Annotated in this window: 20 protein-coding genes; 11 read left to right on the plus strand and 9 right to left on the minus strand. The window is 34.9% G+C overall.

Annotated features, from left to right (window positions below; genetic code table 11):
* Positions 1–282 (minus strand): hypothetical protein (locus ACHZDT_RS17855; RefSeq protein WP_394776020.1); only part of this gene is annotated, 282 nt, incomplete at its 3' end.
* Positions 283–449: 167 nt separating this feature from the next.
* Here ACHZDT_RS17855 and ACHZDT_RS17860 point away from each other — a divergent pair.
* On the plus strand, positions 450–1262 hold the full coding sequence (locus ACHZDT_RS17860; RefSeq protein ID WP_394776021.1) for an SDR family NAD(P)-dependent oxidoreductase: 813 nt from the start codon (positions 450–452) through the stop codon (positions 1260–1262).
* Positions 1263–1339: 77 nt separating this feature from the next.
* Here the strand turns inward: ACHZDT_RS17860 and ACHZDT_RS17865 are convergent, their stop codons facing one another.
* Positions 1340–3751 carry an ABC transporter permease gene (locus ACHZDT_RS17865; protein WP_394776022.1) on the minus strand — a complete coding sequence of 804 codons (2412 nt, stop codon included), beginning with the start codon at positions 3749–3751 and terminating at the stop codon, positions 1340–1342.
* A gap of 8 nt (positions 3752–3759) precedes the next feature.
* Positions 3760–4470 carry an ABC transporter ATP-binding protein gene (locus tag ACHZDT_RS17870; protein ID WP_394776023.1) on the minus strand — a complete coding sequence of 237 codons (711 nt, stop codon included), beginning with the start codon at positions 4468–4470 and terminating at the stop codon, positions 3760–3762.
* Positions 4471–4747: 277 nt separating this feature from the next.
* On the opposite strand from ACHZDT_RS17870, the gene ACHZDT_RS17875 reads away from it, so the two are divergent.
* The 8 genes from ACHZDT_RS17875 to pdeM all read left to right on the plus strand — a co-directional run bounded on the left by ACHZDT_RS17875 (position 4748) and on the right by pdeM (position 15291).
* Positions 4748–6109: a sigma-54-dependent transcriptional regulator gene (locus tag ACHZDT_RS17875; RefSeq protein WP_394776024.1), complete on the plus strand. Its 1362-nt coding sequence runs from the start codon at positions 4748–4750 to the stop codon at positions 6107–6109.
* A 104-nt stretch (positions 6110–6213) separates the two neighbouring features.
* A complete protein-coding gene (locus ACHZDT_RS17880) occupies positions 6214–7548 on the plus strand; it encodes a sensor histidine kinase (RefSeq protein WP_394776025.1) in 1335 nt (444 codons plus the stop codon).
* A 71-nt stretch (positions 7549–7619) separates the two neighbouring features.
* The gene (locus ACHZDT_RS17885; RefSeq protein WP_394776026.1) at positions 7620–7997 is read left to right on the plus strand and encodes a response regulator; all 378 of its coding nucleotides are present in this window, start codon (positions 7620–7622) and stop codon (positions 7995–7997) included.
* 303 nt (positions 7998–8300) lie between these two features.
* Positions 8301–8909, plus strand: coding sequence for a hypothetical protein (locus ACHZDT_RS17890; protein ID WP_394776027.1), 609 nt, complete (start codon positions 8301–8303; stop codon positions 8907–8909).
* Between the two features lie 8 nt (positions 8910–8917).
* Positions 8918–9955: a ligase-associated DNA damage response exonuclease gene (locus tag ACHZDT_RS17895; RefSeq protein WP_394776028.1), complete on the plus strand. Its 1038-nt coding sequence runs from the start codon at positions 8918–8920 to the stop codon at positions 9953–9955.
* Positions 9956–10102: 147 nt separating this feature from the next.
* The gene (locus ACHZDT_RS17900) at positions 10103–11704 is read left to right on the plus strand and encodes an ATP-dependent DNA ligase (protein ID WP_394776029.1); all 1602 of its coding nucleotides are present in this window, start codon (positions 10103–10105) and stop codon (positions 11702–11704) included.
* A 485-nt stretch (positions 11705–12189) separates the two neighbouring features.
* Entirely contained in the window at positions 12190–14649 is a 2460-nt protein-coding gene (locus ACHZDT_RS17905) for a ligase-associated DNA damage response DEXH box helicase (protein WP_394776030.1), read from the plus strand.
* A 6-nt stretch (positions 14650–14655) separates the two neighbouring features.
* The gene (gene pdeM / locus ACHZDT_RS17910; RefSeq protein ID WP_394776031.1) at positions 14656–15291 is read left to right on the plus strand and encodes a ligase-associated DNA damage response endonuclease PdeM; all 636 of its coding nucleotides are present in this window, start codon (positions 14656–14658) and stop codon (positions 15289–15291) included.
* Between the two features lie 873 nt (positions 15292–16164).
* Here pdeM and ACHZDT_RS17915 read toward each other — a convergent pair.
* On the minus strand, positions 16165–17391 hold the full coding sequence (locus ACHZDT_RS17915; RefSeq protein ID WP_394776033.1) for a PQQ-dependent sugar dehydrogenase: 1227 nt from the start codon (positions 17389–17391) through the stop codon (positions 16165–16167).
* Positions 17392–17688: 297 nt separating this feature from the next.
* On the opposite strand from ACHZDT_RS17915, the gene ACHZDT_RS17920 reads away from it, so the two are divergent.
* Complete coding sequence (locus ACHZDT_RS17920) at positions 17689–18351, plus strand: FadR/GntR family transcriptional regulator (RefSeq protein WP_394776035.1); 663 nt, start codon at positions 17689–17691, stop codon at positions 18349–18351.
* A gap of 40 nt (positions 18352–18391) precedes the next feature.
* Positions 18392–19630 carry an MFS transporter gene (locus ACHZDT_RS17925; RefSeq protein WP_394776036.1) on the plus strand — a complete coding sequence of 413 codons (1239 nt, stop codon included), beginning with the start codon at positions 18392–18394 and terminating at the stop codon, positions 19628–19630.
* Between the two features lie 91 nt (positions 19631–19721).
* On the opposite strand, the gene metQ is transcribed toward ACHZDT_RS17925, so the two are convergent.
* The 5 genes from metQ to ACHZDT_RS17950 all read right to left on the minus strand — a co-directional run bounded on the left by metQ (position 19722) and on the right by ACHZDT_RS17950 (position 25742).
* The gene (gene metQ, locus ACHZDT_RS17930) at positions 19722–20540 is read right to left on the minus strand and encodes a methionine ABC transporter substrate-binding lipoprotein MetQ (RefSeq protein ID WP_394776037.1); all 819 of its coding nucleotides are present in this window, start codon (positions 20538–20540) and stop codon (positions 19722–19724) included.
* A gap of 452 nt (positions 20541–20992) precedes the next feature.
* A complete protein-coding gene (locus ACHZDT_RS17935; protein ID WP_394776039.1) occupies positions 20993–21646 on the minus strand; it encodes a methionine ABC transporter permease MetI in 654 nt (217 codons plus the stop codon).
* Complete coding sequence (gene metN / locus ACHZDT_RS17940; protein ID WP_394776040.1) at positions 21639–22670, minus strand: methionine ABC transporter ATP-binding protein MetN; 1032 nt, start codon at positions 22668–22670, stop codon at positions 21639–21641. The genes ACHZDT_RS17935 and metN overlap by 8 nt, the downstream gene beginning before the upstream one ends.
* A gap of 723 nt (positions 22671–23393) precedes the next feature.
* The gene (locus tag ACHZDT_RS17945; protein ID WP_394776041.1) at positions 23394–24581 is read right to left on the minus strand and encodes a pyridoxal phosphate-dependent aminotransferase; all 1188 of its coding nucleotides are present in this window, start codon (positions 24579–24581) and stop codon (positions 23394–23396) included.
* Positions 24582–24647: 66 nt separating this feature from the next.
* Positions 24648–25742, minus strand: a complete 1095-nt coding sequence (locus ACHZDT_RS17950) for a fatty acid desaturase family protein (RefSeq protein WP_394776042.1) — start codon at positions 25740–25742, stop codon at positions 24648–24650.
* Positions 25743–25816: the final 74 nt, after the last annotated feature.

Here is a 25816-nt window from a genome sequence, read left to right on the forward strand (position 1 = left end):
CGAACCGTCCGTGATAACACTGCCGTCCTTACCGTCTGAGCCGGACTCTTCACGGCTATTCTGCACCACTTCTTCTCCCCATAATATCTTCATAACTAACACTAACTTCTCAGCAGTGCAACCGCCCATGAAAAGCTGCTTCGTCAGTTTGAAGGAGAAGTCTTCGGGCAAGAAGGCTACAGCTGTGTGAGACGTTCTGTCCCCTGCTGTGTCGAGCTGTCTGCTGACAGCCCCTTGGAGGAGAACTATCACAGCCTCTGTGTTGGATGGACAGGCACTCATAACTAGCAGTGACGCGTGTAGCAGAGGGCAATCAGCAGGCATGTTGTCTAGAGGTAGCGAGAGAGCGAAGTCAAGCGCTGCACTCCTATCGCACCCAATATCAATATCAATATCAATATCAACAATTAATAATTCACAACTAACAATTCACAATTAAATTCAACATCATGTCAAAAACAATTTTAATTACCGGAGCATCAAAAGGATTTGGAAGAGCCTGGACAGAAGCATTTTTAGCAAAAGGATACAACGTAGCTGCAACAGCGAGAAATATCGATACCCTAGCCGACTTAAAAGCACAGTACGGAGACGCTATTTTGCCTTTAACATTAGACGTAACCAAACGCGAAGATTCGTTTGCGGTGGTAAAAAAAGTACAGCAACATTTTGGCAAAATTGATATCCTGATCAATAATGCAGGTTATGCTTTAAACGGCGCTGTTGAAGAAGCAAGCGAAAAAGAAGCCAGATCACAATTTGAAACCAATTTCTTTGGAACTCTTTGGTTAACTCAAGCGGTTTTACCAATCATGAGAAATCAAAAAAGCGGTCACATTATACAAGTTTCTTCGATTTTAGGAATTGCAACTTTACCAAATTTAGGTCTTTATAATGCTTCGAAATTTGCTGTAGAAGGTTTAACTGAAACTTTATCACAGGAAGTAAAACAATTTGGGATCAATGTTACATTGGTAGAACCAAATGGTTATATCACTGATATTTGGGGTAACGGATTCAATAGCGAAAGTATCGATGCTTATGACGGAATCAAAAAAGCTATTGCAGAAACTGATAATTCTGATTCTTTCGGGAAAACAAGTGCTACAGTTCCGGCAATTATCAAATTAGTCGAAGCTGAAAATCCTCCTCTACGCCTGTTTTTAGGAAAAGTAGCGTTGCCATTCGCAAAACAAACTTACGAACAAAAATTAGCAACATGGGAAGAATGGGCTGAGGTTTCTGTAGCAGCTCATGGGTAATTTTAGGCAAACCTTATCTAACCATCTAATTAAAACCTCCAAAAATCATTGACTTTGGAGGTTTTAAAGTTTAGTATTTATTCATATTTCAGATATTTCAAAACATCAATTTTGGTTACCTGATATGCTTTTGCCAGGACAATAGTCAATGTTAAAAACAGTAATAAAACTAGTGCAACTATAAAAGGAAGTACAGGAATATCAATTCTAAAGGCAAAATCTTCCAACCATTTTTGCAATAAAATATAAGCCGGGATAATTCCGATTGCAAAACCAATCACACAGAAAATTACATATTGTTTAGATAAATCTTGCAATAAAACATTGGTATCTGCACCTAATGTTTTTCTAATAGCAATTTCTCTTAATCTTCTTTCCATAGAAAAAGAAGCTAAAGCAAATAGTCCAAAAATGGCAATTAGAATTACAATTCCGTTTAACAGAGAAAATAACTTGCTTTGATTTTGATAATCTTTATACGTTCGGGCAAAGTTTTTATCTACAAAATTGTATTCAAACGGATATTCTGCATCGACTTTTGTTCTCCAGAATTTATCAAGAGCAGCAATTGTTTCAGTCATATTCTGTGGAGCAATTTTAACTGAAATATTACGCAAATCTTTCTGCATCCATTCAAAAGATGTAATGTGCAAAAAAATCATAGGAGCAATTCTGTTTTCCAGTCCAAAATAATTGAAGTCCTTTACAATCCCAACCACTTTTAGTTTTCTTCCACCCCAAACTATTTCCTTGTTTACAGGATCTTTTTCCATTAATGTTTTAGCGGCAGTTTCATTTAGTAATACATTACTAAGAGTATCTGAGGCAAATTCTATTGATAAATCCCGTCCTTTAATTACCTTGATTCCTAAAACATCAAAAATTCCAAAATCAATAGCCATTTGTTGCGTTATCACTTCTTTATTGTCTTTGTAATGCATTCCTGACCATGAATTAACATTAGTTCCAAAAGAAAATACTCCTGCAGAAACTACCTCAACTCCTTTTATTTTTAAAAGTTCCTGCCTGATTGTTTTATATCTTTCAAATTGTTTTTTGCCTTTTTTGGGTTTAAAAGAGATATCCATTACCTGAGCTCCTTTAAAACCTAAATCTTTATTGGCCATATAATGTACTTGTTGATATACTATAAATGAACCGATGATAAAAAAGGTCGCAATGGCAAATTGCAAAACCAGCATTCCGTTTCTAAGCCAGATGCCGTTTTTACTGCGGGAAAAATTTCCTTTTAAAACTTTCAGGGGTTCAAAATTAGATACATATATCGCTGGCAAAACTCCCGAAACTAAGATGACAATTATAAAAATGAAGATCAATTGCACATAAAACTGAGAGCCTTTGAGAATGATATTTTTGTTTAAAAGTGAATTATAAAAAGGCAATGAAAGTTCGACAATTACTAATGCCAGTAAGAGTGAAAAAAGAGTGATTAGTGTGGTTTCAAATACAAATTGCGCAATAATTTGCGGTTTTGTTGCTCCCACTATTTTTCGTACTCCAACTTCTTTAGCTCTTTTTACAGCGTTTGCAGTTGCCAAATTAATATAGTTCACAATCGACAATAAAAGTATAAGTATAGATAAACCCATTAATATTCGCAAAAACTGAACATTGGTATTTCCTTCCGGAAAAGGAAAATTTCCCGGAACAAGTCTCGATCCCGAAAAAGGAAGAAATAGGGCTTTTGTAGGTTCTCCATATTGTTTTAAATACGCTTCATAAGTTATTCCTTCTTCTTTTGCCTGTTTTTTATAATTATTTTCAACATAGATTTCGTTTAGCTTATTAATAACGGCTGTTGTATCATTTTGACTTTTTAGCTTTAACATTAATCCGTAATTAAAACCCCAGCTTTCTTTATTTTTCTTCAGATCCTCCTCAATTATAGTAGTAACCGCCGAGGGCATTACCGAAGATTTTTCCTTTAGTCTGTATATCCCCCTGACAACGAAATACTTCTCGGCATATCTTATCTGTTTTCCCATAGGATTTTCATTCTTAAACAAGCGCGAAGCTGTCTGTTCAGAGAGTGCTATACTATTGCGATCATGAAGTGCACTTTTTCCGCTGCCTTTAACAAATTCGAAAGGAAAAAAAGAAAAGAAATTACTTTGTGCTGAAAAGATCTTATCTACTACTTGTATTTTACCATTATATTGTACCGTTTCTTTAGTATAATCCGTGTTAAAATAGCAATAATCCTTTAAATCAGAAGTGGCCGATTTTAGCATTGGCCCAGATATAGCAGAGTTTACAGCCCAAACGTTTCCTCCGCCAAGATCATTAAGTACAAGGTATATTCTATCTTTTTCAGGATTCCATTGATCGTATGAGTGTTCTTCGTTCCAATACAAAATCGAGAAAATAAGTCCTGCAATACCAATACTTAGTCCAAGAACATTCAAAGCAGTAAAGAATTTGTTGTTCTTGATGTGGTAAATAAATATGTTGGTCCAGTTTTTTAGCATGATCTTAATTATTTTAAGTTTGCCGCAAAAACATCGACATTTCTATTATTCGTTTTTTCTGAAAGAATAATTCCGTCTTTCATTAAAATCGTTCTTTGAGAAAAAGATGCATCATAATCAGAGTGCGTTACCATCAAAATCGTGGTTCCGCTGGCATGAAGATCCGTTAATAATTCCATCACTTCATTTCCGTTTTTACTGTCCAGATTACCTGTAGGTTCATCAGCAAGAATGATTTTTGGGTCATTGATTAAAGCCCTTGCAACGGCTACACGTTGTTGCTGACCTCCGGAAAGCTGTTGCGGATAATGTTTTAATCGATGTGCAATCCCTAATATAGCAGCAATTTCCTGTACTTTTTTCTTTCTTTCAGAAAAAGGAACATTGTTGTAAATCAGGGGTAATTCGATATTATCAAAAACCAACAATTCATCAATTAGATTGAAATTCTGAAAAATGAATCCGATGTTTTCTTTTCTGGCTTTTGATTTTTGATGCTCTTTTAAGCCAATTATTTCCTGATCTAATAATTGATAACTTCCGCCGGAAGCACTGTCCAATAATCCGATGATATTTAATAAAGTTGATTTTCCGCTTCCAGAAAGTCCCATGATCGATACAAAGTCGCCTTGGTTAATGGTTAAAGTAATTTCGTTTAATGCATTTGTTTCTACTTCTTCGATTCTAAAAATTTTTGAAAGTTTTTTAATGGTGATCATAATTGTTGATTTTAGATTGATGTTTTTTACTTTTTTTTATTGCCGGATAATAGAAACTAATTCGAAATTAAGATAATAAACAATATAATCGATAGATGTCTATTTTTGTTACTTTTACCAGCAATAATGATTTATATCTTTAATGATTTGCTAATCTTATTGTGATTTTCGTGCCAAAAATTTAAAATGTGTAACTGCTTTATTTTTACATTTTTATTTTTTTACTAATTAAAAAAGTGTCCATTTATGGACAGCTTTCGTCCAAAACCGAACAAAAATGAAAAAGACAAATGCCTCAATTTTAATCATCGACGATCAGGAAGACATCCTTTTTGCGTCGAAAGTGTTCCTTAAAAAGTATTTTGAAGACATTTTTACGCTCAATAATCCGAAAAAAATTGTCGAATTATTGTCAAAAAAAACAATTGATGTCGTTTTGCTCGATATGAATTACCGAATAGGTTTTGAAGACGGAAAAGAAGGTTTGTATTTATTGAAAGAAATAAAAACGCTTTCTCCAAAAACCGTTGTGATTTTAATGACGGCATTTGGCAAGGTCGAAACCGCTGTTGAAGGTTTAAAATCCGGTGCTTTTGATTATATCCTAAAACCCTGGGAAAACAAAAAATTGCTGGAATCTGTAAAACAAGCCGTTGATAAATCCCGCAAAGAACAAAAGAGAGACAGGAATATTGAGGTTGAGCAAACTTTTTTTACAGGCACTTCTGAAATTATAAAAAAGGCTTATTCCTTGGCTGATAAAGTAGCGAAAACCGATGCTAATGTTTTGATTCTTGGCGAAAACGGAACCGGAAAATTTGTTTTGGCACATCACATTTACAGTCAATCCGAAAGAAAAAATGGTCCTTTTATTGCCGTTGATTTAGGATCTTTGAATTCTAATATTTTCGAAAGCGAATTGTTCGGTTATGCAAAAGGCGCTTTTACAGATGCTAAAATTGATACTCCCGGACGTTTTGAAATGGCGCAAAACGGAACTATTTTTCTGGATGAAATTGGGAATGTTCCGCTGCATTTGCAATCTAAATTATTGCAGGTTATCCAGACTAAAACCGTTACCAGATTAGGAGAAACAAAAGCAAGACCTCTAAATGTTCGTATTATTACGGCAACGAACTTAAACCTGAAACTGGAAGTCGCTGATAAAAATTTCAGGGAAGATTTGTATTATCGCATCAATACAATGGAAATTGTTTTGCCTCCGTTAAGAGAACGCAATGAAGATAAAATTCCTTTGGCTGAATATCTATTGGATAAAATGATCGAAAAATACGGCCGCGACGAAATTACTTTTGATAAAAAAGTGCTGGAACAAATCGAAAAACACGCCTGGAACGGAAATATCCGTGAAATGGAAAATAAAATAGAACGCGCTGTTATTCTTTGCGAAAACAATAAAATTACGATTTCTGATTTAGATTTAGAAATCATAACCCCTTACGAAGATAACTCAGATGATATCCAGCTTTCTGCGGTCGAAAAAGCCACAGTCGAAAAAGCATTGCTAAAAAACAATAATAATATCACTAAAACTGCCGAAGACCTCGGATTGTCAAGAGGTTCATTGTACAGACGTTTAGAAAAATATAATATTAGCGTCAAAATCGATGGTTTGTAATTTGTTTAACACATAGAGAAATAATGTTGAAAATCTTTTCACTTAAATTAAACCTCATAGTTATGAGAAAAATTATGGTTTCAAAAATTTTTAATTCTTAAAATATGTTTCAATCCTTACAAACTTACAAACTCCTTTTTCTAAGATTAATCCTGATTGTTGCGGGAATTGAAATTTCGATTTTATTCTTCAAAAAAGATTTGATCTTTACGGGCGTGTTCGGACTTTTTATCGTTTTTCTATTGGTGAGGGAAATGTATTTTTACGTACGAAATTTTGTTTTGCTTTACAATAAAACCATCGCTTCTATTTTGCAAAATGATTTTAGTTCTGACTTTTCAAAACATAAATTCAACACCAATTATAATGATTTATTTCGACTATACGACACCTTAAAAAACAAGCAAAACGAGCAGGTTTCAAAAGATATTATCTACCGTTCTATTTTAAATAACATCGAAACCGGAATTATCATTTTGCAAAAACAGGATAATGACTGGAATATTTTTTTAATGAACGATTATTTTTCTTCTCATTTTAATGTACCGAAAGTGTCAAAATGGAAGTACCTGAAAAACCAATTACCATCTTTATGTGAAATTATTGAAGAAGACAATTTTCAGGAAATTAAAACATCTATAGAAATTAGTATCAACGAAAAAAACATGCAGACATTTGTTTTGCAGGCTTCAAAAACAGAAATTTTTGAGAAAGATTATTTTATTGTTTTACTGGATTCGATTCAGAATGTGGTAGAGAAAAAGGAGAAAGAAGCCTGGGTAAATTTGATGAAAGTGATTTCGCACGAACTTTTAAACTCCATAACCCCTATTCGCTCTATTTGCCAGAATCTACAAGATTTAGTTGAGCAGGATTCCTTGTCAAATGAAGATTTAGAAGATGTAAAAAATAGCGTCGAAACCATGTTAAGACGAAGTGATCATTTGCAGAAATTCGTTGAAGGTTATCGAAAACTGTCCATGCTGCCTTCTCCTAAAAAAGAAAAAATAGAACTGCAGGATTTAATCGATAATTGTCTTCAGATTATGAATCCATTATTCAAAGAGAAAAATATAGAAGTTATTAATAACATCACTTTTAAACGTTTTATAAATGTAGATTCTCAACAAATAGAACAGGTATTAATTAATCTTCTCACGAATTCCATTCATGCTTTGAAAGACAATTTACCAAAGCACATTTTTATTTCGGCGGAAGCCAAAGAAAACAGAATCTTCATTAAAATAACCGATAACGGAAGCGGAATTGAAAAAGAGATCGAAAACAAAGTCTTCCTACCCTTCTTCACCACCAGACAAGAAGGCGCGGGAGTTGGATTGACATTATCCAAAAATATTATAGAAGCGCATGGAGGTTACATTACCCATAGAAATGAGGACGAAAAAACTACTTTTGAGATTTCGTTGATTGAAGATTAAACATCCGTATTATATAACATCTCACTAAAATTATATAAACCCGTGTCCTTATTTTAGAATAATTTCATGGAATGAAAAATACAGTAATTTTATTAGTGGATGACGACGACGACGATTGCGAACTTTTTGTTGCTGCGATTCATTCCTTAAACAAAAATATAATCACCACTATCTCTAATAATTCCCTGGAAGCATTAAACAATTTAAAGGTCGCAGCTGTGTTGCCTGACTATATATTTCTGGATATGCAAATGCCCTATTTAAGCGGCGCTGAGTTTATACAGCAATTGCGTCAGGTTCCTGAATTATGTAAAATCCAGATCGTTATTTATTCTTCGCATTCACATGAAACACTTAAAAATTTAACCAAAGAACTGGAACAGGTTCAGATTTTTAGCAAGCCTAATAATTTTAATGAATTGGTTTCGACTTTAGATAATATCTTATAATTTAAAGTCCTTTTTTTAACACATAAAACATAGATTTTATGTGTTTTTCCGCATAATAATAAAAGGCGCTTCACTTTTTTGAATACACATCATAACTATGTGAAAAAATAGATTTCTCATTTATAATTCTTTTTTTTTCGAATAAAAACTATGCTTCTTTGTGTTAGAAATTTTTATTCAGGCAAGAATTTTTCAATGCATAATTACGTAATAATGTAACATTTGCATGAAATACTGTAAACCGTAAACTTGATCCAGTAAGTAACTTTGAAAAAGGAATATTCACCTCAAAAACTTATTGTCATGTTACTACAATTGATCTCAAAATTATTCGAAAGCGACGAAACTGATTATAATCAATACGATATTGTGATTCAGATTAATGATAAAGTTTTACCAATTGATAAAAGAAATATTTATCTGTTGCCTTTAAACGAATTATTATTAGAGAAAAATTATGGTGAAATTTCAGGCGGTGGAGTTCTAAAAGAAGAACCGGGCGAAATTATTTTTTGTGATATTCATGTTAAACTTTATGACGAAAAAATCACTAAAAATATACTAAAAGATATAATGATCCTTCTTGAGAATTGCGGTGCTCCAAAAGGTTCCAAAATTATTATCGAAAAAACACATCAGGAAATTCCGTTTGGTAAAAACGAAGGAATTGCCATATATCTTGACGGAAAAAATCCTGCGGAAAAAGAGGAAGAATATAATGTTGACTTCGTTCAGTCCGAGATTTCTAAAAGAACTAATACATCACAATCTACAGAAAGATACTGGAAAGGAAATTCGACAACGGGATTGTATTTTTACGGGCAATCATTTGAGAAAATGAACACCGAAGTTTCACACTTTATGAATGCACATCCATTATATAAAAGTGCCAGAATTGCTCAAATAGCTTAATTAAAGTTATGAAAACCCCATTATTAGCCTTCAACGATAAAGGAATATATTGCCAGCTTGCCGATGTATATCTTGATCCGTGGCGTCCGGTTACAAATGCAATAATTACGCACGGACACTCAGATCACGCGCGTTGGGGACACAAAAATTATATTACACATCACAACAATGTGCCTATTATAAAACACCGACTTGGTGATATCAATGTTTCGGGAGTTGACTGGAACGAAACTTTTATAGTAAACGGAGTTAAATTTTCGCTTCATCCAGCGGGTCACGTCATAGGTTCTGCTCAAATACGGGTAGAATACAAAGGCGAAGTCTGGGTTTTTACAGGAGATTATAAAACCGAAGATGACGGAATTTCAACTCCTTATGAAGTCGTAAAATGCAATGCTTTTATTACCGAATGTACTTTTGGATTACCTGCTTTTAAATGGACGCCTCAGGCTGAAGTTATGACCGATATCAATAATTGGTGGGCAGAAAATCGAGCCGAAGGAAAAACATCTGTACTTTTTGGATATTCATTAGGAAAAGCCCAACGTTTACTGAAATATCTCGATACTGATATTGGAAAAATATACACCCACGGAGCAATCGAAAATATGACCGAAGTTTTACGCCCAATCGTAGATTTTCCGCCCACAACCAGAGTAACGTCTGAAACTAAAAAAGAAGATTTACTAGGCAGTATTGTTCTCGCTCCGCCAAGCGCACACGGAAGTACGTGGATCAGGAAAATGACTCCGTTTGTTACAGGTTCTGCAAGTGGATGGATGACTTTTAGAGGTGCCAGACGTCGTCGCGCCGTTGACAGAGGTTTTGTTTTAAGCGACCATTGCGACTGGACTGGTTTACTGGAAAGCATTAAGGCAACCGGCGCCGAAAAAATTATATGTACTCACGGATATTCGGATATATTCTCAAAATACCTTCAGGAATTGGGTTATGACGCACGAACCGCGCACACACAATATGAAGGAGAATCTGGGGAAATGGATGGTAAGAAAGATGTTGAGGAAGAAATAGGTAGATTAGAATAGAAAATAGATTAAAGAGCCAAGAAGCTAGAAGAAAGAGAATACTTTTAATCAGTTCGTTACCTGTATTTTATCGTGTTTCCTTAATCTTGCATCTTCAATCTTGTCTCTTGCATCTTGCATCTTACTTCTCTTTAAAAAAATGAAAAAATGAAAAACTTTGCCGAACTTATAAAAGCGCTTGACAGTTCTAATAAAACGTCGGTAAAAGTAGATGCTTTGACCAATTATTTCGTCAATGCCAGTAATGAAGATAAAGTCTGGACGATTGCCATACTTTCGCATCGTCGTCCGCCGAGACCTGTAAATACTACATTGTTGCGATTATGGGCAAATGAACTGGCGAATATTCCGCTTTGGTTGTTTGAAGAAAGTTATCATATTGTGGGCGATCTTGCCGAGACAATTGCATTGGTGATTCCGACTACTGACGAACATTCTGATAAAAGTTTAACGGAATATCTTCAGGAAATTATTGCGCTGAAAAAGAAGACAGATATCGAAAAAAAAGAATATCTGCATGAAAACTGGCTCGCTCTTAATTATTATGAACGTTTTGTTTTTACTAAATTAATTACCGGAAGTTTCAGAATCGGCGTAAGCCAAAAATTAATGACGCGCGCACTTTCTAAAGCTGAAAATATTGATGAAGATGCTTTGGCACATAAATTAATGGGCGACTGGAATCCAAATACAATCACGTTTCAGGAATTAATTCTGGACGAAAAAAACAGCGATTATTTATCGAAACCATTTCCGTTTTATCTCGCTTATCCCATTGAAGGCGAACCTTCAAACCTTGGAAATGCCGAAGATTGGAGCGCTGAACACAAATGGGACGGAATTCGCTCGCAAACGATTATTCGCGATAACGAAATTTTTATATGGAGCCGCGGTGAAGAATTAGTCACCGATAAATATCCTGAATTTGCCTCTTTCATTGGCATTATCCCGGACGGAACTGTAATTGATGGAGAAATTCTGCCGTATATCGATAACGAAATTGGAACTTTTAATGATCTTCAAACCAGAATTGGACGCAAAACGGTTTCGGCTGCTATCCTGAAAAAATCTCCTGTAATTATAAAAGCCTATGATCTTTTAGAATGGAAAGGTCAGGATATCCGTAATTTTCCTTTTGAAGAAAGACGTATATTATTAGAACAATTGTATGAAGATATCAAACACAATGATATTCCGTTACAACTTTCTGAAAGGGTAAAATTTTCGACTTGGGAAGAATTAACCGAGGAAAGATTGCGTTCCCGCGAAATGAAAAGCGAAGGTTTGATGATTAAAAGAAAGGATTCGGCCTATCTCGTGGGAAGAAAAAAAGGCGATTGGTGGAAATGGAAAATTGAACCTCTTGTAATTGATGCGGTCCTCACCTACGCCATGCGCGGACACGGACGACGCTCGAATTTATTTACAGATTATACTTTTGCCTTATGGCAGAAGAACGAAAATAACGAACATGAATTAGTGACTTTTGCCAAAGCGTATTCCGGTTTAACCGATGCAGAATTCAGAATGGTGGATGACTGGATTAAGAAAAATACGCTGGAAAGATTTGGTCCCGTTCGAAGTGTTACGCCACAATTGGTTTTTGAAATTGGTTTTGAAGGTATTGCGCTTTCAAAAAGACATAAAAGCGGAATTGCGACGCGGTTTCCTAGGATTTTAAGATGGCGACATGATAAAAAAATCGATGAAGCGAATTCTATTGATGATTTGAAAAGCATGATTTTATAGGATTGGGGAATGGATTAAAAAGGATTTTTTTATTTTTATTGTGTCTGCTTTTTTTATTCTATTCGTATTTTTTGTTATTCGAGTTTTTGTCATTTCGACCAAAGGGAGAAATCACACTAGTGAATCGATGAAGATTGGCGATATTCATTGCGGAGTTTCGTCTGTGATTTCTCCTCCGTCGAAATGACAAAATTGTGGTTATTTCAAAGCTCCAGCGGAGCAATATATTTATAGAAAAATGTAAACACAGAAAAAAGAGCTCCAGCGGAGTGATATATAATTTGTTTCAATTAATATCATTCTATATGTCACCCCTCTGGGGTTCTGCTTCATGAATTTTTATTATCTACTATAAATATAACATCCCGCTGGGATTTATCATTTGAATTTAATATTAATTAAAAAACATATTCCCTTGATTTTCTTTAATAACTCAAAACTTAATGAACCTTAATATCTTAATGGTAAAAAAAATAAAATAAAAAATGAACAGAGAGCAACTTTTTGCAGTAGCAAATGAATGGTTTCAGAATCAGGGATGGAAACCGTTTCCGTTTCAGACGCAAACCTGGACCGCTTTTTTGCAGGGAAAAAATGGTTTACTGAACGCTCCTACGGGAAGTGGAAAAACCTATGCGCTCTGGTTGCCTATTGTTTTAAACTACATAAAAGACAATCCTAATTATAAAACCAAACATACCTCAGGATTAAAAGCGATTTGGATTACGCCTTTACGATCACTTTCGGTGGAAATAAAACAAGCAGCGGAAAGAGTTGTGAATGATTTAGGAACAAAAATGACCGTTGGGATTCGTTCCGGAGATACATCTGCGAGTGAAAGAGCCAAGCAAAAAGGTAAAATGCCGGATTTATTGGTAACAACGCCGGAAAGTTTGCAATTGCTTTTGGCAACAAAAGGTTATGATAAAATATTTGCCAATTGTACCGCAATTGTTATTGACGAATGGCACGAATTATTAGGTACAAAACGTGGCGTACAAACTGAACTTGGCTTGTCCCGACTAAAAGCTATTGCGCCTAAAATGCGTATTTGGGGAATCTCTGCAACGATTGGGAATTTGCAGCAAGCACAGGAAGTTTTATTGGGCGTTGATTCAGATGCGTATCATAATTCGGTTTTAATCAAGGCTCAGATTCATAAAAAAATAAAAGTAATTTCGATTATTCCGGATAAAATGGAAACGTATCCATGGCGCGGACATATGGGCTTGCATCTTATTGATGAAGTGGCTAAAATTGTAAAAGCCAGTAAAACGACTTTGATTTTTACTAATGTCCGGTCGGCTTGCGAAATCTGGTTTCAGCGATTGCTCGAAAAATATCCTGAATTTGCCGGAGAAATGGCGATGCATCACGGAAGTATTAACAGGGAAACGCGACTTTGGGTTGAACAAGCAATTAGAGATGAGGAATTAAAAGTTGTTGTTTGCACTTCGAGTCTGGATTTGGGTGTCGATTTTGCGCCTGTAGAAACTATTATTCAGGTTGGTGGCCCTAAAGGTGTTGCGCGTTTTTTGCAAAGAGCGGGACGAAGCGGACATCAACCGGGGAAAGAAAGTGTGATTTATTTTCTCGCAACGCACGCAATTGAATTGATCGAAGCTTCGGCATTAAAAAAAGCTGTTGAAGACAATGTAATCGAAGATCGGGTTCCTTATTTGAACAGTTGGGATGTTTTGGTACAATACCTTAATACTTTGGCGGTTTCGGACGGATTTCTTCCTGACGAAATTTTCAAGGAAGTTAAAGGAACGTTTTGTTATCAGGCAATGACGGAGGATAACTGGAACTGGATTCTGAATTTTATTTCTAACGGAAGCCAAAGTTTACAGGCTTATGATGAATATAAAAAAGTAGAAATTGAGGATGACGGACGCTTTAAAATCAATAGCAGATTAATTGCGATGCATCACCGTATGCAAATTGGGACTATTGTGGGCGACGCGGTGGTGAATGTAAAATTCATGAGTGGCGGTTATATTGGGACGATTGAGGAATGGTTTGTTTCGAAATTAAAACCGGGAGATACTTTTATCTTTGCGGGTAAACAGCTGGAATTGTTTAGAATACGAAATATGCAGGTTTTGGTTCGAAAGGCTGATCCTAAAAAAAAGGCAAAAGTAGTAAGCTGGATGGGCGGACGAATGGCGCTTTCGGCACAAATGAGTGAATTGCTGCGTCACGAATTGTATCGAGCAAATACTGATGATTTATCGCCGGAATTAAAGGCTTTAAAACCTTTGTTTACAAGACAAAGAAGGGAATCTATTGTTCCTGGTGACGATCAGTTTTTGATTGAAACTTTTAAAACCAGAGAAGGTTATCACGCTCTTTTTTATCCTTTTGAAGGTCGGTTTGTGCATGAAGCGTTAGCGAGTTTATTAGCTTATAGAATTAGTTTATTATTACCAATTAGTTTTTCTCTGGCATATAACGATTACGGATTCGAACTATTATCTGATCAGGAAATTGATATGCAGAATGTTTTAGATAATAATCTATTTTCAACAGAATATGTGCATCATGATTTGCAAAAAAGTTTGAATGCGACCGAAATGGCAAGACGAAAATTTAGGGATATTGCCGTAATTGCAGGTTTGGTTTTTACAGGTTTTCCGGGTAAAATGGTAAAAACAAAACATTTGCAAAGCGGTTCGCAATTATTGTTTGAGGTTTTCAGGGATTATGAACCTGATAATTTATTATTTCAACAGGCTTATCGTGAAACCTTTGAACATCAGCTTGAGGAAGGCCGTTTAATTATGGCTTTGGAACGAATTGAAAAACAGGAAATTGTCTGGAAAAAATGTCTTAAACCTACGCCTTTTAGTTTTCCGGTTATTACGGACAGATTACGTGAAAAATTATCGAGCGAGAGTTTAGCTGAACGAATTAAAAAAATGACGGCTTCGTATATGAAGTAAATTTATATGACTATTACAATACAAAATCAAATATTTATTTTGCATCCAAGCGGTGCTTTATTTTGGGAAACCCGAAATTTATTGCTCATTTCTGATGTGCATTTGGGAAAAGTTTCGCATTTTAGAAAACACGGTGTAGCGATTCCGAATAATGTGGTTTCGGAAAACTTTAAACGTTTGACTGAAGTTGTCGAAAATTTCAAACCTGAAAAAATTATTTTCCTCGGAGATTTATTTCATAGTTCTAAAAATACCGAATGGGATTTATTCGAACAATGGGTTGATTGCTGTACAAATAAAATTATTCTTGTTGCAGGAAACCATGATATTATCGACAAAAAACATTACATCAAACTTGATATTGATGTGGTCGAATCTCTTGAAATTGATGAGTTTTTATTAACGCATCATCCTACAATACAAGAAGGATTTTTTAATTTTTCCGGACATATTCATCCGGGCATTATTCTTCGTGGTTTTGGCGATCAATCTTTAAAATTACCTTGTTTTTTCAGGAAAGAAAACCAAATGATTCTGGCTGCTTTTGGTGAATTTACAGGAAAACATGTTTTAAAACCGCAACAAAATGATATTGTTTACGCCATTGCAAATGATGAAGTTATTCAGATTAAATTAAACTGATTTTTTGAAGTAAAGTTGTTTTGATTGGTATCGCGATTCACATCATTTTTATAATTGAACTCTTCGTAGCCAAAAGATTTTAATTCTTTAATTAAAGTTGTATCAATTTCAAAAGCTTTTGCCCAAATCAAATCGTGTTTTCGCTGTAAAGCAACTTCTTCGGCACGTTTAAAAAGAACTTGTATATCTTCACGATTGAAATAAAAAATATGATTTATGCCAATGGCTTTATTGGCATAAAGATTTTGCAGATTGAGCAGATTTTTTACTTCGACGTAGTTTTGTCATCCTGATTTCTATGAAAATAAATTTATGACCCGGGATTTGCTTTTTTATCTCTCGCAGATTTTGCAGATTGAGCAGATTTATTAGACGTATTTTGTCATCCCTATTGCTATGATAAAAATAAATATTTATGATAAGGGATTTGCTTTTTTTATTTCTCGCAGATTTTGTAGATTGAGCAGATTTTATTTCGACATAGTTTTGTCATCCTGAGCGGAGTCGAAGGACACGCAAGTAGCTCGACAAAGTTTGTACGTCCCAATTGGTATGGAATTTCTTGTGTGATTTATCCCTTTGGTCGAAATGACAAACTTTGCAATAAAATTATGTGTAGTCCCTACGGGCAATATCATTAAATTAAGCTTTCGACTAACCTTCAGCTTCAGCTGGAGGTGTTTAATACGCATAATAAGGAGGCTTAGCCAAATCACACATTTTTTGTTAAAGCCATTCAGATTGATTATATAAAGTCCAGCTAAAACTGGAGGCAATTCAAAATAGCAAACCCTATTTCGGATAACAAAAAATGGCGCCAAATAGCGCCATTAATTTTATTCTGTTAAGGAATATATGTTTAAGATTGATTTCTTATTTCTTGTCGATTTTATAAAGTCTTCCACCATCTGTAACAGCGTATAAAGCTCCGTCAGTTCCTTGAGTTACATCTCTAAAACGTTGACCTTCTGAAGCAAGAAGTCTTTCTTCACCAATTACTTTATTGTCTTTTATAGCAAGACGAATAAGATGCGTTGCGCTTAATGAACCAATGAAAAGGTTGTTTTGCCATTCCGGAACACGATTTCCTGTATAGAAAGTCATACCACTTGGCGAAACCACCGGGTCCCAATAATAAACCGGTTGTTCCAGACCATCTTGTTGTGTAATTCCTGTTCCCACTTTTTCTCCGCTATATTCAATTCCGTAAGTAATTGTTGGCCATCCGTAATTAGAACCTGCTTTTAAGCGGTTGATTTCGTCACCTCCACGTGGTCCGTGCTCAGACAACCAAATTTCGTTTGTAACGGGATTAAGTGCTAAACCTTGCGGATTTCTGTGTCCAATAGTATATAACTCAGGCAAAGCTCCCGCTCCTGTAAAAGTTGGATTTCCGGTTGCAGGCTGACCCTCTTTTGTAATTCTAACGACTTTACCCAAACCTGATGAAACAGATTGTGCTAATGGTCTTGTTTCTAGCACAGAGCGCTCTCCGGTACTTACTACAAGGAAACCGGATTTATCAAAAAGTATACGTCCGCCATAGTGAAGCGTGCTTGGATTTGCAGGTTTTGCTCTGTAAATTATGGTTGCACCTTCTATCGTTTTTTCGTCAGCTGAAAGTTTTCCTTTCGCTACAGCGGTATTATTTCCGCCTGTTGTAGCTTCGGCAAAAACCCAGTAAATCATACGGTTTGTGGCAAAATCAGGATCAATAGTCAAACCTAATAAACCTCCCTGACCAGCAGAGTTTACGGCAGGAATTCCGGTAATTGGCGCGCTTAAAACTCCCGTTGTGGTAGCGATACGCATTGTTCCTGTTTTTTCTGTGATTAATAATCTTCCGTCAGGTAAACTTTTTATTCCCCACGGACTTGTTAATGTTGTTGCAAGAACAACTCCTTGATATTGTGTATTGGTTTGAACACCGCTAATTCTCGTTTGTCCCTCAAATGCAGGTTTGTAAGCTGTATTAGGAGATTCAGTTTCTACAGGATTTGTAGTTGTACCTGGATTTACATCGACTTTATCGTCATTTGAGCAGCTAAATAATGTTATTAAGACACTCGAAACGATAGCAATTGGGTTAATATTTTTCATAGTTTTGGGATTTTATATTAAAAATAGTTAAGATTTGTAGTCATTTCTAATTTCGAACAAAGCAAAAATCTTAAAATAAAATGAAAATTGTGTTATATAATTTATGAGAAAAGTTATACGATTTTAATGTAATTTTTTGCCAAAAAAGTGCAAAGTTAGGAAACGCAAAATACAGATAGACAACGATTTAATTTGAATTGTATTGAATACATGCCTTTTCCTTGAAAAATATGTATAAAAAGCTTTTTGGTAACGAAGATCTTTTTCTATTTTTGTAATCATCAGATGATATGACAAATGAAAACACTAATCAATAAAAAATCTTTGGCTGAAGAAGTTGCTTCAAAATTACAGGAGCAAATATCTGAGGGTTATTATAAAATCAATGAGAAATTACCGATTGAAACAGAGCTTATGAAGAGTTTTGGCGTAGGCCGATCTTCGATTAGGGAAGCGATGAAATTATTGTCAAATTCCGGATTACTCAAAATTAAGCAAGGTCTTGGAACATTTGTACAGGAAATCAACAGTACGCGTGAACCCATGAATGACAAATTGATGCGGGCAAAAGTTCAGGATATTGATGAAGTACGACAATTATTAGAACTCAAAATTGCCGAAAAAGCGGCTCTAAATAGAACTAAGGATGATATAATGGCAATGAAACAGCATTTAGCCAACCGATTAAAAGCGGCGAATGATGGTTTGCTGGAAGAATGTATTGAGGCTGATGTTCAATTTCATATTGCGATTGCCCAAGCTTCTAAAAATGAAATTCTGGCTGATTTGTATAAATCTGTTGCAATACATCTTAAAAAAGGTTTTTTGGAACTTTATCCTGATACTCAAATATTTAAAAATACTTATACTATTCACGAACAGCTTTTAGAAAATATTATTGCCAAAGATGCTAAAAAAGCGTGGAATACTGTAGCCAAAATAATAGGACATATTAATTAATAATTTTTACCAAAATTCATCAGATGATCTGATTTAAGTTATGAAGACAAATTCAAGTGTAACAAATACCACAATTGATGCTAAACAATTAGCGCAGCAAACCGTTTTTTCAATTTTATTCACCATCAGCTTTACGCATTTTATAAATGACTTGTTACAGGCTGTAATTCCTGCCGTTTATCCTATTATAAAAACCAAATTTCATTTATCGTTTACTGAAATTGGATTAATTACGCTGACTTATCAACTTACAGCATCGATCCTTCAGCCTTTTATAGGTTTTTATACAGATAGAAAACCACGTCCTTATTCGTTATCTATTGCAATGGTTTTTACAATGTTAGGTTTGGCGGCGGTTGCTGTGGCTTCGAGTTTTACTAATATTTTACTTGCCGTAAGTTTAATTGGTATTGGTTCATCTATATTTCATCCTGAAGCTTCCAGGGTTGCGCATATGGCATCTGGAGGAAAAAGAGGTTTAGCTCAGTCTATTTTTCAACTGGGCGGAAATGCCGGAAGTGCGATTGGTCCTTTGCTTGCAGCAATTATTGTGGTTCCTTACGGGCAATTTAACATTATCTGGTTTTGTATTGCAGCGGTTTTAGGAATTGTGATTCTTTCAGGAATTGCAAAATGGTATCAGGAACATTTAGCATTAAAAGCTAAAAATAAATCGGCGGTTACGGAGGAAATTCATCATTCGCTTTCAAGACAAAAAGTGATTTTTTCATTGGGTATTTTGTTGGTATTAATATTTTCAAAATATTTTTACATGGCAAGTATGACAAGTTATTATACTTTTTATTTAATTGATAAATTTCAATTGTCTGTACAGGAATCTCAAATTTATCTTTTTGCTTTTATGGGTGCTGTTGCTGCCGGAACATTGTTTGGCGGAGCTTTAGGAGATCGTTTTGGTCGAAAATATATTATCTGGATTTCTATTTTGGGCGTTGCTCCTTTTACGTTGTTATTGCCTTATGCTTCACTTTTCTGGACCGGAATTTTATCTGTATTAATTGGTTTAATTATATCATCGGCTTTCTCTGCAATTTTAGTTTATGCGACTGAACTTGTTCCGGGAAAAGTGGGATTGATTGCGGGACTTTTCTTTGGGTTAGCGTTTGGAATGGGCGGATTAGGTTCGGCAGTTTTAGGAAAACTAGCAGATACAACAAGCATCGAATATGTATTTAAGGTTTGTGCTTTTTTACCTTTGATAGGAATTCTGACTACTTTTTTACCGAATATCGAAGGAAAGAAAAAGATTAAAAACTAGTAATAATTCGGTTTAAAACCAAAATAAAAAAAGCGCTGAATCTACTAAGATTTAGCGCTTTTTGTTTGCATCAAAGTGATACAATATTTTTTTACCAGCCTTTTACAGCGCCGCCTTTAAATTCTTTAAGAGCTGCTGCTTCTACTTCTGCCGATTGAAAAGCTTGCAAAAACTGTTTTACTTTTTCTTCGTTTTTATTGTCTTCACGACTTACGACTAAGTTTACATAAGGTGAATCCTTATCCTCAACAAATAATGCATCACGCGAAGGAACTAATCCTGCCTGAGAAGCAAAAGTATTGTTTATTATTGCAATAGAAACCTTTTCATCATCAAGAGCTCTTGGTAATTGTGGCGCTTCTAATTCTAATATTTTCAAGTTTTTAGGATTGCTTACAATATCTGTTACTTTAGGCAATAAACCCACATTTGGACGAAGTGTTAATAATCCGTTTTTCTGTAAAAGCAATAATGACCGTCCACAGTTTGTTGGATCATTTGGAATAATAATCGTGCTTTCGTTTTTTAATTCCGAAAGGTTTTTGATTTTTTTCGAATATGCAGCAATTGGGTAAATAAATGTTTTACCAATGATTGCTAATTTATAGCCGCGTTGTTTCGATTGTTCGTCAAGATATGGTTTGTGCTGAAAAGCATTTGCATCAATATCTCCCTGACTTAAAGCTTCGTTAGGAATTACGTAATCGTTGAAAGAAATCAACTCAACTTCAAGTCCGTATTTTTCTTTTGCTACTTTTTTAGCTGCTTCAGCAACTTTATATTCCGGTCCGGTTGCAACGCCAACTTTAATATAATGTGGATCATTATTTTTGCTTTTCGCGCAATTTGCCAGTGATAATGCCAAAGCAATAATTCCAGCTATTTTCAAAAAATTTAGTTTAGTATTCATCTCGTATTTTAATTTTTAATTTATATGTAATGTGTTTTTTTACCGCAAAGTTCGCAAAGGTTTTTCGCAAAGTTTACTAAGATTTAAATGTGTAAACACAATTTAAGTTTGCAAAGCTTTGTAATTAAATCTCAAAATATATACAAAGCTTTGTGAACTTTGCGTTTTTAACAAACTTCGCAGAGTAAAAAAACTTTGCGCGCTTTGCGGTAAAATCTCAAGCTATTTTTTAATTTTTAATTAAATTTATCTATAATGTGCTTTTTTTTACCGCAAAGCGCGCAAAGGTTTTTCGCAAAGTTCACTAAGATTTAAGTGTGTTAACACAATTTAAGTTCGCAAAGCTTAAACCAAAGCTTTGCGAACTTTGCGTTTTTAACAAACTTAGCATAGTAAAAAAACTTTGCGCACTTTGCGGTAAAATCTTTGCTGTAAAATCTCAAAGCATTTATTTATCTGTGGTCAAATCGTTTTGATAAAAAGTCTCCAACAAACTGAATAATAAATACCAAAATCACTAATAATGCTAATACCGAATTCATCGTGACTGCATCATAACCAATATATCCATATTGATAACCCACTTGTCCTAAACCGCCGGCACCAACAGCTCCACCCATTGCAGAATATCCCACAAGGGTAATTAATGTGATTGATGCGGCGTTTATTAATGATGGCAAAGCTTCCGGAAGTAATACTTTATACACGATTTGTAAAGGTGTTGCGCCTAAAGCTCTTGCGGCCTCGATTAATCCTGAAGGTAAACCCAAAAGACTATTTTCAACAAGTCTGGCGATAAACGGTGCTGCGCCAATACTTAACGGAACTAAGGCAGCGCTTACGCCAATGGAAGTTCCTACCAAAGCACGCGTAAAAGGAATCATCCAGACAATTAATATAATGAACGGAATTGAGCGAAAAATATTCACTAAAACCGATAAAATTCGGTTTAAAACGGGTTGTTCTAAGATTTGATTTTTTCGGGTAAGAAAAAGTAAAACTCCTGTTGGAAGTCCTAATACGAAACCAAAAAATCCCGACACAAATGTCATTACAATAGTTTCCCACGTACCATTTAATAATAAGGTAATAATTGAATCAGACATAACCTATAATTTCTGTTTTAATATGTTTAGAAATAAAATATTGAATTGCAGCTTCGTAATTTTCACGTTTTCCGGATAGTTCGATCAACATAACGCCAAAATTTACATCTCCAGCCTGATCCATTTGTGCGCTGACAATCTTGAAATTTGTATCAAATAATCGTGAAACTTCTGAAATTACGGGTTCATTTACTGATTTTCCTGTCATTTCCAGTCTTAATAACGGGCTTAAACCTTCTCCGTCTTCTTTTTGTAATCGTTCCTGATATACTCTTGGAATGTCAAGATGTAATGACGAAGCAATAAATTCTTTGGTTAATTCATGTTTCGGATCTGCAAAAATTTCTCCTACACTTCCCTGCTCGATCAGTTTTCCGTGACTGATTACGGCAACCTCATCGCAAATTGATTTCACAACTTCCATTTGGTGCGTAATCAACAAAATCGTGATGTTTAAACGACGATTAATATCTTTCAATAAATTTAAAATCGATCTTGTCGTTGCAGGATCAAGCGCACTTGTTGCCTCATCGCACAAAAGTACTTTCGGGTTATTTGCCAATGTTCTTGCAATTGCAACTCTTTGTTTTTGACCTCCGGAAAGGCTCGCAGGATAATCGTTTGCTTTTTCGGATAAACCTACTAATTGCAATAATTCTGCAACACGGGTCTGAATATCAGCTTTTGAAGCGCCAACTAATTCTAACGGAAAGGCGACATTCTCGAAAACCGTACGTGATGAAAGCAAATTAAAATGCTGAAAAATCATTCCTATTTGTCTTCTTTCAATCGCTAATTGTGCGTTTGATAATTGGATCAGCGATTTTCCGTCTACGATAATTTCTCCCGAAGTTGGTCTTTCCAATAAATTCACACATCGAATTAATGTGCTTTTTCCGGCTCCCGAAGTTCCAATTACACCAAAGATTTTTCCAGGCGGAACTTTAAGCGAAACATCTGATAAAGCCGAAACAATTCGGTTTTTCTGATGAAAATTCTTGGTGACGTTTTTTAATTCAATCATTTTTCTAATTCAAGTTAAGTCTGATATATCACAGACATAAATTTATCAAGCCGAAATTCTAAAATTTAAAATCAAAAAGCCTTTCAAATATCATGAAAGGCTTTAGAAATAAATACTTTTATTTTATATATAAGCCAGTTCATACCCTCGCATAGTCGCACAACACGTGCCGCTATAATGAATTGTATTCTGGTTATCGTTTTTCATTGCTGCGGCAAATTTAAAGAGATAATTTGAATTTCAATATAAAAACCGAATCTTTTTTTATCCTATCGATATAATAGACTAGTTTGTGAATTTGGTGGTAACGGATTAAAATCCGTTTCTACAAAATAAATCATTCCTCCGGAATTTTTAAAAGCGTTCCAAAGGAACAAAACATATTGATGTCCCGAAGCGCAATGTTATTAAGTTAAGGGGGAATCTATAAAATTACTTAACAGTTTAATCAAGAAAGTAATTAGAAAAACCCGTTTTTATCAGCGTTTTCGCTTTAGCGAATCAGTAAAATCAGTGTCTAATTTTGACGCGGATAAAACAGATTTACTTCGTAAAAACGCGGATAAAAACAGATTTGATTTGCAATGATTTTATTTTTTAAAAGCTTAACTTAATGACATTGCCCGGAGGGACACGCCCAAAATAACCTTATAAAAAAACAGCTTAAAGCATAAAGTGATGAAACTTTAAACCTTAAGCTGTTTAATAAAATTATTTATGTTGTTATGCTAAAGCTTCTTTGATTCTTTTTAAAGCCTCTTTTAATATATCGTCGCTTGTGGCGTAAGAAAAACGAATACAATTTGGATTTCCAAAAGCGTCTCCGGTTACGGTTGCTACGTTAGCTTCGCCTAAAAGATACATTGATAAATCGTTTGCATCTTTAATTTCGGTTCCTCTTAAGGTTTTTCCGAAGAAAGAAGAAACGTCTGGGAAAACGTAAAATGCACCTTCCGGAACGTTGATTTTTACTCCAGGGATTTCTTTTAATAATCCAACTACTAAATCTCTACGAGCATGGAAAGCCTGAACCATGTGGTTTAATACGCTTGGGTCTGCTTCTACAGCAGTAATTGTAGCGCGTTGTGCCACAGAATTTGCTCCTGAAGTTACTTGTCCCTGAATTTTTGTACACGCTTTTGCGATGAATTCCGGTGCTCCAATGTAACCAATTCTGTATCCTGTCATTGCAAATGCTTTTGCAACTCCGTTTACGGTAATTGTTCTTTCTAACATTCCAGGAATTGAACCAATGCTGCAAAAAGTCCCTGAGAAATTGATGTGCTCATAAATCTCATCAGCAACTACGTATATATTAGGGTATTTTTCTAAAACTTTTGCAAGAGCTGTTAACTCTTCTCTGCTGTAAACAGATCCAGATGGATTACAAGGAGAACTGAACCACATCATTTTTGTTTTTGGTGTGATGGCAGCTTCTAATTGTTCTGGTGTAATTTTGAAATCAGTATCTACAGATGTTGGAACTTCAACTGGAACTCCACCTGAAAGTTTTACAATTTCAAAGTAAGAAACCCAATATGGTGCAGGTAAAATAACCTCATCACCATCATTTAACATTACTTGTGCAATGTTGTATAATGATTGTTTTGCTCCTGTAGAAACTACAATTTGAGTTGGTTTATAATCTAAATTATTATCTCTTTTGAATTTTTTGCAAATTGCTTCTCTCAATTCTAAATAACCTTCAACTGGAGAATAAGTACTGTAATTTTCGTCGACTGCTTTTTTAACCGCTTCTTTGATGAAGTCAGGAGTATTAAAATCCGGTTCACCTAAACTTAAACTGATAATGTCTTTTCCTTGTGCTTTTAACTCACGTGCTAAAGCAGCCATTGCTAAGGTTTGTGATGTTGCTAAGTTGTTGATTCTGTCTGAAAGAATATTATTCATTATAAAATTTTTGAATGTCCTTAAATTTCAACTTTATTAAGGAAGGTTAATTATTAATAGGGTTTTTTATGCTAGTTCTGGTTTCATTCCAAGATCTTTCAAATGCTTGTAATGTGCGATAACAGCTCCTCTCATGGTTCTGAATTCATGATAAGGTAAATTGCATTCGATTGCTGTTTGTTTTACAATTTCGGCAATTTTTCCGTAATGAACGTGACTGATATGTGGAAAAATATGGTGCTCGATCTGGTGATTTAATCCTCCGGTAAACCAGTTGATTACTTTGTTTTTTGGAGCAAAATTAGCTGTTGTATACAATTGGTGAATTGCCCAGGTGTTTTCCATTTCTCCATCTTCATTAGGAACCGGGTTTGAAGTTTCCTCCACTACGTGCGCTAATTGAAAAACAATACTTAAAATTAATCCGGCTACATAATGCATTACAAAAAATCCAACTACAACTTTCCACCATGTTACGCCAAGAACCATTGGTAAAACCATCCAGATTAAAACGTAGATTATTTTTGTAATAACCAAAACAGTCCATAATTTGGCAGGACTTTGAGGTGTTCCATAAGATAGTTTTCTTTTCAGGTAGTTTTTCATTTGCTTAAAATCGGTGGTTAAAGCCCAATTAAAAGTCAATAGTCCGTATAAGAAAAATGAATAATAGTGTTGAAATTTATGAAAACGTTGCCATTCGGCATTTTGAGTAAAACGGATAATTCTTCCGGCGTCAAGATCTTCATCATGTCCGTGAATATTAGTATATGTATGGTGAAGTACATTGTGTTGTACTTGCCAGTTGTGTACGTTTCCGGCAAGAACATAAATACTTCCTCCCATAATTTTGTTGATCCATGATTTAGAAGAGTAAGATCCATGATTTCCGTCATGCATCACGTTCATTCCAATTCCGGCCATTCCAATTCCCATAAGAATATTTAGTAACAATTGTGCCCAAAATGGCATATTAAGAGTTAGTATTAAAAAGTATGGTGTCAGGAAAACAGCGAAAAGAATAACGGCTTTTAAATGCAGCTTCCAGTTTCCTGTTTTCTGAATGTTATTCTCCTTGAAGTAATTGTTTACTCGTGAGTTAAGAGTTCTGAAGAACTTCAGATTGTCTTGCTTGGCAAAAGTAGGCGCAGTCTTATTCATAATTGATTTAAATAGTTTTCAAAGATAATTATTATAAATTTTCAATTTGCAAAATTGAGTTAAATATTTCAACT

It is taken from the genome of Flavobacterium sp. (genome assembly GCF_043722275.1).
In the GTDB taxonomy this organism is placed as follows: domain Bacteria; phylum Bacteroidota; class Bacteroidia; order Flavobacteriales; family Flavobacteriaceae; genus Flavobacterium.